The following is a 13,563-nucleotide window of genomic DNA, read 5'->3' as shown; positions in this document are numbered from 1 at the left end:
ATGGCTGCACTCGAACTCAGCAACGTCCGCAAGAGCTATCCGGGGAGTTCACATGACACCCTGAAAGACATCGACCTGAAGATCGGTGACGGGGAATTTCTGATCCTCGTCGGGCCTTCGGGTTGCGGTAAATCCACTCTGATGAATTGCATTGCCGGGCTGGAGGACATCACGGGGGGCGAGATTCGCGTCGATGGCGCTGACATCAGTACCGCCAGTCCGAAGGACCGGGACATCGCTATGGTGTTCCAGTCCTATGCGCTGTACCCGACCATGACGGTGCGGGACAACATCGCCTTTGGCCTGAAGATGCGCAAGGTACCGGCGGCCAAGATCGAAGAGGAAGTGTCCCGCGTTGCCCAGTTGCTACAGATCGAGCACCTTCTTGAGCGTAAACCCTCGCAACTGTCCGGCGGCCAGCAGCAGCGTGTGGCCATGGGACGCGCGCTGGCGCGGCGGCCAAAGATCTATCTGTTCGATGAACCCTTGTCCAACCTCGACGCAAAACTGCGGGTCGAGATGCGCACGGAAATCAAGTTGATGCATCAGCGATTGAAGACGACGACGGTCTATGTCACTCACGATCAGATCGAGGCGATGACGCTCGGCGACAAGGTCGCGGTGATGAAAGACGGCGTCGTCCAGCAGTTCGGTACGCCGAAGGACATCTATAACAACCCGGCCAACCTATTCGTGGCGAGTTTCATCGGTTCGCCACCGATGAACTTCGTGCCGCTGCGTCTGAGCAAGCAGGGCGGTGGCTGGAGTGCGCTGCTGGAAAGCGGTCAGGATCGCTGCGAACTGCCGCTGAAGCTCGCCGACGGCGAATCGTTGGAAGGGCGGGATGTGATTCTGGGTATCCGGCCCGAGCAAATAGGTATTGGTGCCGCAGGTGATTTGCCTTCGCTGCGTGCAGAAGTACAGGTGATCGAGCCGACCGGGCCGGACACCATGATCTTCGTAAGCCTCAATCAGACGAAAGTATGTTGCCGCCTCGCACCGGACGCAGCGCCAAACCCCGGCGAAACATTGACGCTGCAGTTCGAGCCGGACAAGGTCCTGCTGTTCGATGCGCAGACGGGGGAGCGATTGGGTGTCGCGCCGGGGAATGGAGCGGCGGGGCGCAACGGAACGGTTACACGGCTGGCTGCCCGCTGAGTGGCACTTCGCTCGGATGAAAAAAGCTCGGTGGCGGGGTGTCTGCGTACCGGCGCCGAACGCGTTCAGATGTTATTTATGCATCGCTCCAGCGGTTGCAGCGAACACCGCTGGGCATGACGACTCGAACCGCAGTGAGCATGAAGCTGAAATGCGGGTCGGAAAGGAGAGCCTTCACCGGCTCAATCCAACGGCAGTAACAACAATAAGAGCTAATTGGAGCGGATATGAAAAAAACCACACGCCTGGGTCTCGCGGTAGCGCTGGGCAGTCTCACCATTTCGTTTACCGTTCAGGCACTGGATTTCAATGGTTACGTGCGCAGCGGCATCGGAGAGTCGAGCGGTAGCGATTCGCAAGCCTGTTTCCAGTTGCCTGGAGCCCCGTCCAAGTATCGCCTCGGCAACGAGTGCGAACAGTATGCAGAGCTTGGATTAAGGCAGGACTTGTTCACGCTCGACGATGGTTCGGTGCTGAGCGTGGAAGGCATGGCTGCGCTCTATAACGAATATGACCATACGCCGAAATTCACCGGCGATCATGGTTGGGCAAGGTTGGTGCAGGCGTATGCCGAGTGGAGCAAAGTGCCGGCACTCAACGGCGGTTCGCTGTGGGCAGGGCGTCGTTTCTACAAGCGAAATGACATCCACATCTCCGATTTCTACTACTGGAATCAGAGCGCCACTGGTGCCGGCATCGAGGATATGGAAATCGGCGGGCTGAAATACAGCTACGCCTTCTCACGCAAGGACAGCGTGTTCCAGGACAACTACATCAATCGCCACGATTTCAACGTCGGCGGCTTCGACAGCAATCCGGGCGGCGAATTGGAGTTCGGCGTCAGCTACATCGACGAGCCTGACCGTGACGAGGCCAATAGTGGCTGGGCCGTTACCGTGCAGCACAAGCAGATCGGGTTCCTGGGAGGCAGCAATACCTTCGCTGTTCAATACGGGGAAGGGCCGGGCACCGGTCTTGGGTATACCGGCGACGTGACGCTGGGCAGCAGCGACACGAGCTGGCGAGTGGTTGAGTTCTTCGACTGGCAAATGACGCCGCGTTTCGGTGGGCAGTTCCAGGCGGTGTACCAGAAGGACAAGCGCCAGAACGGCGGCGATCAAGACTGGATATCGGTTGGCGTGCGCCCGGTCTATGCCTTGACTGAGCAATTCAAGCTGGTCGCCGAAGTCGGACATGATCAAATCGACGCACCGGAAGGCACCCGAAAGCTAACCAAATTCACCGTGGCTCCGACCTGGTCACCGGCAGGCCCTGAGTTCTGGGCTCGTCCGGAGGTGCGCCTGTATTACACCTATGCCCAGTGGAACGACGCGGCGCAGGATGCGGCCAATCTGATGGCTGCTGGCTCCGCGCTGTCGGACACCGGAGCCTTTGGTGGCGACCAGCATGGTTCGAACTTCGGTGTGCAGGTCGAATACTGGTGGAATTGATCACGGCTATAGTTTGATTCCGTTAGAACCTTCGGGCGAAGAGGGCTTCTACTGGCAGGAGCGGTAGAGTCCTCGACTGACCCGGAGGTGGATTTGGGCGATAAGGCGAAGAACCCTTGCATCAGTATCTGCAAACTTAAGGAAGACATCTGCATCGGCTGTGGACGCAGCCGAGACGAGATGAAGGCCTGGAAGGGCATGAAGAACAAGGAACGCAAGGCGGTCAACGTGTTGGCCGCCGAGCGGCTGAAAGCGCTGGGCAAGGTAAGGAAGAAGAAGTGATCAGCTTTCTTCAGATGGATAACGGGTCGCCATCAGACTTTCCTTGATCTTTCGCAGGTGCGGCTGGAAGTCGACACCCCGGCGCAAGGTCACGCCGGCGGCCAGCGCGTCGAGTACGGTCAGTTGAATGATCCGTGAGGTCATCGGCATATAGATGTCGGTGTCTTCAGGTAGCGGTATGTCGAGGCTCAGCGTGCAGACCCTGGCCAGCGGGGAATCAGCCGCGGTCATTCCCAGCACAGAAGCACCGTTGTCGCGGGCGATGGTTGCAGCTTCCACCAGTTCGCGAGTGCGCCCGGTATAGGAAATGATCACGAAGAGATCCCCGGTATGCGCCACCGACGCCAGCATACGTTGCATGAGCACGTCGCTGTGGGCGGTCACCGGCAGATTGAAACGGAAGAATTTGTGCTGCGCATCCAGCGCGACGGATGCAGACGCACCGAGTCCGAAGAAATGAATCTGGCGCGCCTGAATCATTAGATCCACAGCGTGGCTGATCGCTTGCGGATCGATGGCCTGACAGGCGCTGTCGAGCGAAGCGATGGTGCTACCGAAGATTTTCCGCGTATAGGCTTCGGGGCCGTCGTCAGCCTCTACTGCGCGACTGACATAGGCGGCGCCGCTCGCCAGGCTCTGAGCCAGTTGGATCTTGAGTGCGGGATAACCTGCGGCGCCGAAGGAACGGCAGAAGCGGTTTACCGTAGGCTCACTGACCTTGGCCGTTTGGGCCAGTGCCGCAATGCTGTAACGAGTGGCCTGCTGCGGATCGCTCAGTATCACCTCCGCGACTTTCCGCTCCGCTTTGTTCAGCTCGTCGAGCTGATTTTTTATCTGTTCCAAGAGATTTTTCATGCGATCCATGTCTCTTCTTTCAAGGGCGCGCGCCTGCAACTCTTCGAAAAGCTGATGCGAAGCGCGAAAAAATTCGGGTTATGTTGTTTTAATGACAACATTATCTGCTTAAACTGCGCTTACAAAACCTGTAACGCAGCCTAATTTGGTTAATACAAAAAACATGCCTGCTATTACCGTTGACGCAACTACCTTTGCTTTGTTCGGCGCCTTGGGCGACCTGGCGCTGCGCAAGCTGTTCCCGGCACTTTACCAGCTCGATCGAGCGGGACTCCTCAACAGCGATACGCGCATATTGGCGCTTTCTCGCGATAAAGGAGAGCCTTCGGCTCATCTGGAGCGGATCGATCAGGCGTTACGCCGATACATTCCTGCTGCGCAGCTGGACGAAACGGCGCTGGCACGGTTTCAAGCACGGCTGGAGTACATCACGATGGACTTCCGCAGCGCCGAGGATTACGCAGCGCTGGCCGAAACGGTGTCGCGCGACATGCCGCTGATTGCCTATTTTGCTACGCCGGCGGCGGTTTATGGCGCGATCTGCGAGCACCTCGCGGCGGTCGGGCTGGCTGAGCAAACCCGTGTGGTGCTGGAAAAGCCGATCGGCCATGATCTCGAATCATCTCGGGTGGTTAACGACGCGGTTGCGCAGTATTTTCCCGAAACGCGTATCTACCGGATCGACCACTATCTCGGCAAGGAGACGGTGCAGAACCTGATTGCGCTGCGCTTCGCCAACAGCCTGTTCGAGACGCAGTGGAACCAGCATCACATCTCGCACGTCGAGATCACTGTCGCGGAAACTGTTGGTATCGAAGGGCGTTGGGGCTATTTCGATCAGGCCGGACAGCTACGCGACATGATCCAGAACCATCTATTGCAGCTGCTGTGCCTGATTGCGATGGATCCGCCGAGCGACCTCACCGCCGACAGCATTCGCGATGAAAAAGTGAAGGTGCTCAAGGCGTTGGCGCCGATCACGCCGGAGCGTCTGGGTAAACAAGTGGTGCGCGGTCAGTATGTGGCTGGCTCGGTCGGCGGCAAGGCTGTGCCGGGCTATCTGGAAGAGGAAAACTCCAACGCCGAAAGCAGCACCGAAACCTTCGTCGCGCTGCGTGCCGATATCTGCAACTGGCGCTGGTCCGGTGTGCCGTTCTATCTGCGGACCGGCAAGCGCATGGGCGAAAAGGTTTCGCAGATCGTCATCCATTTCAAGGAGCCGCCGTTCTACATCTTCGCGCCTGAGCAACGTTCGCTGATCAGCAACCGCTTGATCATCCGCCTGCAGCCGGATGAAGGCATCTCGCTGCAGGTCATGACCAAAGAGCAGGGGCTCGATAAGGGCATGCACCTTCGTAGCGGGCCGTTGCAGCTGAATTTCTCCGAGACCTACAAGAGTTCGCGGATTCCGGATGCATACGAGCGCCTGTTGCTCGAAGTGATGCAAGGCAATCAGAACCTGTTCGTTCGCAAGGATGAGATCGAGTACGCCTGGAAATGGTGCGATCAACTGATCGACGGCTGGTCGCGCCTTGGCGATGCGCCGAAGGCTTATCCTGCTGGGTCCTGGGGCCCGGTAGCGTCCGTTGCCCTGATTACACGTGATGGGAGGTCCTGGTATGGCGATCTCTGAACTGGAACTGCCGTCGGGGGTGGTTGCCCATAGCCTGCCCGATCCCGACCAGTTGGCGCAGGTATTGGCTGACCGCGTTGCCGGGGCGCTGAGCTACGCTGTCGATACTCACGGCAGCGCTAGCCTAGTGGTATCCGGCGGGCGTAGCCCGATTGCTTTCTTCGAAGCACTGTCGACGCGTCGGCTGGACTGGGCAAAGGTGCAGGTCAGTCTCGCTGACGAACGCTGGGTCGACGTCGACGATCCCGACAGTAACGAAGGCTTGGTGCGGCGCCATCTATTGCAGAGCGCCGCGGCCGATGCGCAGTTGCTTGGCCTTTATCAGCCGGCCGAGACGCTGGAGCAGGCCGCGCAGTTGGCGAATCATCGTTTGGCTGACCTCGGCCAGCCTATTGATGTGCTGGTGCTAGGCATGGGTAACGATGGGCACACCGCTTCGTTGTTTCCTAACAGTCCATTGTTGGAACAAGGGCTTGAGCCCAGCGGCAGTGATCGTTGCCTGCCGATGCTCGCGCCCACTCCGCCGATGCAGCGCCTCAGCATGACCTACCCGTTGCTGGCATCCGCTCGGGTTCAGTGTCTGGCGATCCAGGGCTCGTCCAAGCTGGAGACGCTGCGTCAGGCAATGCGCCTCGAAACCATGCAAATGCCCATCCGTGCATTCCTGCATTCCCCTCTAGAGATCTATTGGTGCCCCTGAGGCCCGAGGACTTTCCATGACCATGGACCAGAAAAACGCACTGATCGAAAAGATCTGTACCGAAGCGCGCATCCTTCCGGTAATCACCATCGGCAGCGAAGAGCAGATCCTGCCACTGGCCGACGCGCTCGCTGCAGGCGGACTGACCGCGCTGGAAATCACCTTGCGCTCGAAACATGGGCTCACCGCCATACGCCGGTTGCGCGAGGAGCGGCCCGACCTCTGCGTAGGGGCTGGCACGGTACTCGACAAGCGCATGATGGATGACGTCGAAGCCGCGGGAGCGCAGTTCATCGTCTCGCCGGGCTGCACGGACGAACTGCTTCAAGCAGGCGTCAACTGTTCCGTACCGCTGCTGGCCGGAATCAGCAACGCATCGGACATCATGCGTGGTTATGCACTTGGTTATCGCCGCTTCAAATTGTTTCCAGCTGAAATATGCGGTGGCGTAGCTGCCATCAAGGCGCTTGGTGGTCCCTTCGCTGATGTGCGCTTTTGCCCGACTGGAGGCGTCAACGCTGCCAACGCCCCCCAGTATCTAGCACTTCCCAACGTAATGTGCGTGGGCGGCACCTGGATGATCGACGGCACGGCGCTGAAGAACGGCGACTGGGGCCTCATTCAGCAAGCCACGGCTGACGCGCTAGCTGCGCTAGACAAACGCTAAGCCGCCTGACCGCTCGGCGCGCCACGCTCTGTGCGCGCCTGATTCTGGCTGCTAAGCTTCCTAGTGCTTTGGCGAATCGGTACGCGTATAGTGCGCGGCCTTTCAATCGGAACTGCCACACCGGGAGGTGCCTAGATGACCGAGCACGAAGATACGACCCCTCATATTGCCCACGGCGAAAAACTACAGAAGGTTCTGGCCCGCCTTGGCCTGGCCTCGCGCCGTGACGTGGAAAGCTGGATTGCCGCTGGCCGAGTCAAGGTTAACGGCACGATCGCAACCCTCGGTCAGCGTGTCGATCTGCATGATGCGATCGCCGTGGATGGCCGTCTGCTCAAGCGCGAAGAAGCCACCGAGGTGGTCCGCCGCGTCCTGATTTACAACAAGCCGGACGGCGAGATTTGCACCCGCGACGATCCGGAAGGGCGTCCGACTGTGTTCGATCGCTTGCCCCGTCCGAAAGAGGGGCGCTGGATCAATATCGGACGCCTCGATATCAATACGACCGGTCTGCTGCTATTCACCACGGATGGCGAGTTGGCCAACCGTCTGATGCATCCTTCCTACGAGATGGACCGCGAGTACGCGGTTCGGGTACGCGGTGAGGTCGACGAGGAAATGATTGAGCGCCTGAAAACAGGCGTCATGCTCGAAGACGGCCCGGCGCGTTTCACCGATATCCAGCAGGCACCCGGTGGTGAGGGTTTCAATCACTGGTACCACTGCGTGGTGATGGAGGGCCGGAACCGCGAGGTGCGCCGTCTGTGGGAATCGCAGGGGCTCGTTGTCAGCAGACTAAAGCGTGTACGGTTCGGGCCGGTGTTCATGACTTCGGATCTCCCTATGGGTCGCTGGCGGGAGATGACTCAGAGCGAAGTCGACATCCTCAGCGAAGAGGTCGGTCTCAAGCCGGTGGCGTTGCCGGGCATGAAGGCCAAGACCAAGGATAAGCTCGACCGCATGCAGCGCAAGGTGGCCAAGCCTCTTGGTCGCGGCGAGCGTCGTCCACGAGTCTTGCGTTCGGCCCATGACGCTGATGTGCCGAGTAGCGGCGACAAAGGACGCCGCTTGCGTGATGACCAGCCTGCACGCAAGCCGCGTGATGCAGACGAGCGCAGCAAACCTGGCCGCGGTACCCCCGTGGCGGAGCGCCCAAGCGCTGTGGGTCGCAATCGCGGCAAGCCATCGCCAGCCAAGCGCAATGGCCCGCCCAATACCGAGGGACAACGTCCTGGTTTTGGACGCGGTGACCGTCCCAAGCGTCCGTGACGAATAGAGCGTGACGCAATGAAGGGGTGAGATCGTAATGACTCACCCTTTTTGTTTGGCCAATCCTATGTCTTTGTTAGACAGCAGCGGCTCTGATCCGGTTGCGACCGTCGCGTTTGGCCTGGTAAAGCGCCTGGTCGGCTCGCAATAGCAAGTCTTCCTGAGATTCGTACGGACGATAGGTTGCGCAACCAAGGCTGGCCGATAGTCGAACCTGTTTTTCTCCAATGAGAAAAAGCAGGTTTTGGATTGCGGCTCGGATGCGTTCGGCTACGATGGCAGCTGCTTCGAGGCCAGTATTGGATAGCACGAGCACGAACTCCTCGCCACCAAACCGGAAAACCATATCGACGTTACGCAACTGCTCCTTGAGCAACAGCGCAGCTGCCCTGAGCGCGGCGTCCCCGGCCTGGTGTCCGTAGCGGTCGTTAAGATCCTTGAAATGGTCCATGTCCAGCATGACGACCGACAGGGCTTGGCCATGGCGCCGGGACAGTTCGGCTTCCCGTGTCAGGCTTTGCTCCAGTGCCGCACGATTTCCCGTACCCGTCAACGGATCCCTGAGTGATGCTTGAATGGCGCGTCGATACAGCAGCGCATTACGTACCGGGAACAGCATGCAGCCAATGGCGCGTTCCAACTCGCTCAGCGTCCACTCACAAAAGGGGGCATGGTTGAACACGCGCAGTTCGCCGAGGCAATCCTCTTGATTGGAGAGTGAGTAGCTCATATCGAAACCCGCCGTCTCACCAAGCTGAAGATGGCAATCGGTGTCAGCGTGGTGGTAGGCAAGGGCACACGACGGGATCAGGTGGCGGATTTCATCCAGAAAGAATCCCCACAACCGATCGATCTCCAGGCTGGTCTGCAGGCGTGCCGCCAGATTGTCCAGGCTGGAAAAGTTGGGTCGCGGTATGGAAAAGGCTTCGTTGAAGCTGATTTCCAGACGTCTTGCACGGGCAGTCCCGATATCGACGGTGGTGTTGTTCTGTTTGTCTGCCAGCATGGAAGAAACCTCGGACGCAAACTGCGCTGATAGAGGTGCTATGCGAATTCAATGCCAAAGAAAAAAGATGATGTTTATCAAGAGCTTATAAAAATGAGGGGTATGCGGGAGGCGGTAGCTGTCAGCGAAACGGCAGGATGATGCCAATTTGGCATGCCTGCCGTTGTCATTGCGACGGGAAACAGGCGTTTCTGGCTAGTTATTACTGCGCGTCGAGCGCTTGCCCGTTGATGCCAGCGCTATCTGGCCCCATGAGGTAGAGATAGACCGGCATGATGTCGGCCGGTAAGGGATTGACGGCCGGATTCTCGCCGGGATAGGCCTTGGCACGCATGTCGGTGCGTGTCGCTCCCGGATTGATGCTGTTGCTGCGGATTGAGCCAGTGCCGTCGAGCTCGTCCGCCAAGACCTGCATCAATCCTTCGGTCGCGAACTTCGATACGGCGTAACCGCCCCAGTAAGCCCGACCTTTACGCCCGACGCTACTCGATGTGAATATCACCGAGGCGTCATTTGCCAGTTTCAACAGCGGCAACAGCGTGCTGGTGAGCATGAAGGCGGCGTTGACGTTTACTTGCATGACTCGCATGAAGTTATCGCCGGACAGCTGTTCGATCGGTGTACGCGGACCAACGATGCTCGCGTTATGCAGCAGGCCGTCCAATCGTCCGAACTCTCGTTCGACCGTTGCCGCGAGCTCGTCGTACTGATGCGGTAATGCAATTTCCAGATTAAAAGGGATTACTGCTGGTTGCGGCCAGCCGGCGGCTTCGACCTCGTCGTATACCCGGTTGAGGTTTTCCTCGCTTTTACCCAGCAGCAGAACGGTTGCACCATGCGCTGCGTAGGCTTTGGCTGCAGCTTCGCCTATTCCGCGTCCGGCACCAGTGACCATGATGATCCGATCCTTGAGCAGGTCGGGGCGGGCTGAGTACTCGAACATCTGAAGCCTCATATAAAGGATGTGGGCAGTTGCCCATCGATAGTGATCGAAAGAAAATAGCCAGGCTAGCGCTGTCAGCTGGTCCAAGTCGTGCGATTCAGCAAGGCGCGCAGTTCCAGAGGGTGATCGACAACCACGTCCGCGCCCCATGTGTCGGGATCGTCATCAGGATGGATGTAGCCATAACGCACTGCGGCTGTGCGGCTACCCGCTGCACGCCCGGATTCGATGTCGCGCAGGTCATCGCCAACGAACAGCACGGTGGAAGGATCCAGATCTAGCTGACTACATGCCAGAAGCATCGGCTCCGGGTCGGGCTTGCTCTTGCTGACGTGGTCAGGGCAGACAAGCACGGCAGAGCGCGATGCAAGACCTAGTTGATGCATGATCGGCTCAGCGAAACGCACCGGCTTATTGGTGACGACTCCCCAGATTAGGTTCGCTTGCTCGATATCAGTCAGAAGTTCCGACATGCCGTCGTAGAGCTGACTTTCGACCGCGCAATGGTGCTGATAGCGATCCAGAAACTCCAGTCGCAGAGTTTCGAATTCATCCGATAGCGGATCAACGTCGAAGGCGCTGAGCACCATCGCCCGTGCTCCACCGGAAACGACATCGCGCACGTCTTGGTCCGGAACCCGAGCGAGGCCTCGTGCCAGACGCATCGCTTGTGCAACCGCGATGAAGTCCGGAGCGGTATCGAGCAGCGTACCGTCCATGTCGAATAACACCGCGCGCAGACGCATCATGCCTCCCGGAGTGTCTGGATCATATAGTTCACATCTACATCTGGTGACAGCTTGTAGTGTTTCGTCAGCGGGTTGTAGGTCAGGCCGATGATGTCCTTGACGGCGAGCCCGACGTCGCGGCTCCAAGCTCCTAGTTCCGATGGACGAATGAACTTGCGATAGTCGTGGGTGCCACGCGGCAACAATTGGAGCATGTATTCGGCGCCGATGATGGCAAATGCGTAGGCCTTCGGGTTGCGGTTGATGGTCGAAAAGAATACCTGTCCGCCAGGTTTCACCATTTTGTAGCAGGCCCGGATGACCGAAGCGGGGTCGGGTACATGTTCGAGCATTTCCAAGCATGTCACGACATCGAATTGCTCCGGCATCTCCTCGGCCAACGCCTCGGCGGTGATCTGCCGGTAGTCAACTTCCAGGCCTGATTCGAGTAGGTGCAGTCTGGCAACGGAAAGTGGAGCCTCGCCCATGTCGATTCCCATCACCGTGGCGCCGCGCAGGGCCATGGCCTCGCTGAGAATCCCTCCGCCGCAGCCAACGTCCAGAACACGCTTGCCAGCCAGCGAAATGTGCTCGTCGATCCAGTTGACCCGAAGTGGATTGATTTCATGCAGCGGCTTGAACTCGCTTTCGCGGTCCCACCAGCGGTGGGCGAGTGCTTCGAATTTAGCGATTTCGGCGTGGTCGACGTTGCTCATGATCTGTTCCGTTTGAAAGCTTGGATGAGAGGCTTGTCCGAGTTGCTGATGTCGCCAGCTTCGGTCAGCAAAAAGCTCTGATGGCGCGCTTCGTATACGTAAGTTTGTCGCGGCGAGCGGTGGGAGCGTACCCGGCTCAATGTTTGGAACGGATTTTCTCCCCCCATTCCTTGGCGGTGGTGATTAGACGTTCTTCGTCCATACGCACCAGCCGACGATCATCGAGTAGCTGTTTGCCGCCCACCCATACATGGCGTACGCAGTCGCGACTGCTGGAATAGATTAGCTGAGACACTGGATCGTAGACGGGCTGCTGCGCAAGGCGGGACAAATCGAATGCGACCATATCTGCAAACTTTCCAATCTCCAGCGATCCGGTGTGATCATCGAGCCCAAGTGCACGAGCACCATTGAGCGTGGCCATGCGCAGTGCACGGTGGGCATCGAGGGCGGTAGCCGAATTCGCGACCGCTTTTGCAAGCAGGGCGGCAGTGCGAGTTTCGCCCAACAAATCGAGGTCATTGTTACTGGCTGCGCCATCGGTACCTATCCCGACATTAACCCCTGCTTCCCATAGACGTTCGACCGGGCAAAAACCGCTGGCCAATTTCAGGTTCGATTCAGGGCAATGAATTACACTGCAGTTGTGCTCAACCAGCAGGGCAATATCATCATCATCTATCTGAGTCATGTGAACGGCCTGGAAGCGTGGCCCCAGGAGCTGAAGGCGAGCCAGGCGGGCAAAGGGACGCTCGCCATGCTGCTTCAGCGCCTCTTCTACTTCATGTGCGGTTTCATGGACGTGCATATGAATGCCGATATCCATCTCAGCCACCAATGTCCGAATGCTTTCCAGCTTGTCGTCTGATACCGAATAAGGCGCATGCGGTCCGAAAGCGATGCTCAGGCGCGGGTGGTGCTTGAGGTCATCGAACAGTGCCACCCCCTTGCGAAGCGCCTCATCAGCGTCGCGCGCTCCGGGGATAGCGAAATCCATCACTGGAATCGTTATCTGCGCTCTAATTCCGTGCTTATGCACAAGTTGGCTGACCACTTCGGGAAAGAAATACATATCGGAAAAACAGGTGATGCCGCTCTGCAACTGCTCCGCGATTGCCAACTCGCTGCCTGCCGTCACAAACGCTTCGTTGACCCATCTGCTTTCCGCCGGCCAGATGTGCTCGCGTAGCCAGGTCATCAGCGGCAGGTCATCTGCCAGCCCTCGAAACAATGTCATCGCAGCGTGGCCGTGCGCATTGACCAATCCGGGCGCTAGCAACATTCCGGAAAGATCGCGTGTTTCCTTAGCGGTATATTTGGCGGCGTCCTCACGGGGGGCTATTAGGACGATTCGTCCGTCGCGGACACCTAGCGCATGGTTTGTCAACACAACACCCGCTGGCTCGACTGGAACGAGCCAAGTAGGAAGCAGCATCAAGTCGAGCTGGTCAGCGGGCGTATAAGACATATCTTCCATCTGATGGACTGAGAGGAGCGCCAGTGTAAAGCCTGTCGAACTTGGTTTGAAGAATGAAGAGAACCCCGAAGCCGACTGTATATATAAGCACTTCGCAGCGAGGGTGCTAAGGCTAAATACCCGTTGACATGAATTTCTGAGTGCCTATAATGCGCACCTTCTCCGGCGCAGGCCTTAGGCGAAACCTCTTGTAAATCAAGAAGTTAGCAAAAATTAAGGCTTGCACGGACGGCGAATTCAAGTAGAATGCGCCGGGCTGACAGGGTGGCGATTGAGTCCTGTTGGTGGCTTCGGTCAGGTTGATCGAAAGCGGATTTGCGAGGCGGTTGACAGTGAGTTTGAACGCTGTATGATTCGCCTCCCGCTGACGAGAGACGCTAGGTTGATCGGAAGCGCAAGCGGTTGAGAAGAAAGAAAAACTTCTTCAAAAACAGCTTGACGAGACACAGGGCTGCTGTAGAATGCGCGGCCTCGGTTGAGACGAAAGACTTGATCGAAACGCTCTTTAACAACTGAATCAAGCAATTCGTGTGGGTGCTTGTGAGGTAAGACTGGTAGTCAGCAAGATTATCAGCATCACAAATACTCAACGAGAAATCATTGAGTGCTCTTCTTGAGTTTACTTGGGAAGAGATTTGCGATTGCTGAGCCAAGTTTAGGGTTTTCTCAAAACCCAAG

The 13,563-nt window shown here is 57.9% G+C and carries 13 protein-coding genes and 1 pseudogene; 7 read left to right on the top strand and 7 right to left on the bottom strand.

The annotated features are described in order from the left end of the window. From NA647_RS10340 to NA647_RS10330, 3 genes are all read left to right on the top strand, one after another. Entirely contained in the window at positions 1-1,158 is a 1,158-nt protein-coding gene (locus NA647_RS10340) for an ABC transporter ATP-binding protein (protein WP_256057609.1), read from the top strand. A 227-nt stretch (positions 1,159-1,385) separates the two neighbouring features. Continuing rightward, complete coding sequence (locus NA647_RS10335) at positions 1,386-2,609, top strand: maltoporin (RefSeq protein WP_256057608.1); 1,224 nt, start codon at positions 1,386-1,388, stop codon at positions 2,607-2,609. Between the two features lie 87 nt (positions 2,610-2,696). After that, the gene (locus NA647_RS10330) at positions 2,697-2,891 is read left to right on the top strand and encodes a DUF1289 domain-containing protein (RefSeq protein ID WP_336604951.1); all 195 of its coding nucleotides are present in this window, start codon (positions 2,697-2,699) and stop codon (positions 2,889-2,891) included. Here NA647_RS10330 and NA647_RS10325 read toward each other — a convergent pair whose 3' ends face one another. After that, positions 2,892-3,755, bottom strand: coding sequence for a MurR/RpiR family transcriptional regulator (locus tag NA647_RS10325; RefSeq protein ID WP_272889636.1), 864 nt, complete (start codon positions 3,753-3,755; stop codon positions 2,892-2,894). 154 nt (positions 3,756-3,909) lie between these two features. Here NA647_RS10325 and zwf point away from each other — a divergent pair, with 154 nt between their 5' ends. The 4 genes from zwf (at position 3,910) to rluB (ending at position 8,015) form a co-directional block, all read left to right on the top strand. Further along, positions 3,910-5,379, top strand: coding sequence for a glucose-6-phosphate dehydrogenase (zwf, locus tag NA647_RS10320; RefSeq protein ID WP_256057606.1), 1,470 nt, complete (start codon positions 3,910-3,912; stop codon positions 5,377-5,379). Then, a complete protein-coding gene (gene pgl / locus NA647_RS10315; RefSeq protein WP_256057605.1) occupies positions 5,366-6,079 on the top strand; it encodes a 6-phosphogluconolactonase in 714 nt (237 codons plus the stop codon). Before zwf ends, pgl begins: the two co-directional genes overlap by 14 nt. Before the next feature lie 16 nt (positions 6,080-6,095). Then, positions 6,096-6,746: a bifunctional 4-hydroxy-2-oxoglutarate aldolase/2-dehydro-3-deoxy-phosphogluconate aldolase gene (locus tag NA647_RS10310; RefSeq protein ID WP_256057604.1), complete on the top strand. Its 651-nt coding sequence runs from the start codon at positions 6,096-6,098 to the stop codon at positions 6,744-6,746. 135 nt (positions 6,747-6,881) lie between these two features. Then, entirely contained in the window at positions 6,882-8,015 is a 1,134-nt protein-coding gene (gene rluB, locus NA647_RS10305) for a 23S rRNA pseudouridine(2605) synthase RluB (RefSeq protein ID WP_256057603.1), read from the top strand. A 76-nt stretch (positions 8,016-8,091) separates the two neighbouring features. On the opposite strand, the gene NA647_RS10300 is transcribed toward rluB, so the two are convergent. The 6 genes and pseudogenes from NA647_RS10300 to NA647_RS10275 form a co-directional block, all read right to left on the bottom strand. Beyond that, the gene (locus NA647_RS10300; protein ID WP_256057602.1) at positions 8,092-9,021 is read right to left on the bottom strand and encodes a GGDEF domain-containing protein; all 930 of its coding nucleotides are present in this window, start codon (positions 9,019-9,021) and stop codon (positions 8,092-8,094) included. Between the two features lie 202 nt (positions 9,022-9,223). Then, entirely contained in the window at positions 9,224-9,964 is a 741-nt protein-coding gene (locus NA647_RS10295; protein ID WP_256057601.1) for a YciK family oxidoreductase, read from the bottom strand. A 74-nt stretch (positions 9,965-10,038) separates the two neighbouring features. Next, positions 10,039-10,710 (bottom strand): N-acetylmuramic acid 6-phosphate phosphatase MupP, encoded by a 672-nt coding sequence (gene mupP, locus NA647_RS10290; protein WP_256057725.1) that lies wholly within the window; start codon positions 10,708-10,710, stop codon positions 10,039-10,041. Further along, the gene (gene ubiG / locus NA647_RS10285) at positions 10,710-11,408 is read right to left on the bottom strand and encodes a bifunctional 2-polyprenyl-6-hydroxyphenol methylase/3-demethylubiquinol 3-O-methyltransferase UbiG (RefSeq protein ID WP_256050099.1); all 699 of its coding nucleotides are present in this window, start codon (positions 11,406-11,408) and stop codon (positions 10,710-10,712) included. Before ubiG ends, mupP begins: the two co-directional genes overlap by 1 nt. Positions 11,409-11,544: 136 nt before the next feature. Next, complete coding sequence (locus tag NA647_RS10280; protein ID WP_423836466.1) at positions 11,545-12,885, bottom strand: TRZ/ATZ family hydrolase; 1,341 nt, start codon at positions 12,883-12,885, stop codon at positions 11,545-11,547. A 377-nt stretch (positions 12,886-13,262) separates the two neighbouring features. Next, positions 13,263-13,563 (bottom strand): annotated as a pseudogene (locus NA647_RS10275) (hypothetical protein); the annotation flags it as partial.

This window comes from Stutzerimonas stutzeri, from assembly GCF_024448985.1.
Classification (GTDB): Bacteria; Pseudomonadota; Gammaproteobacteria; order Pseudomonadales; family Pseudomonadaceae; genus Stutzerimonas; species Stutzerimonas stutzeri_AP.
The sequence above is the reverse complement of the archived record's forward strand: the minus strand, read 5'-3'. Positions and strand labels throughout refer to the sequence as shown.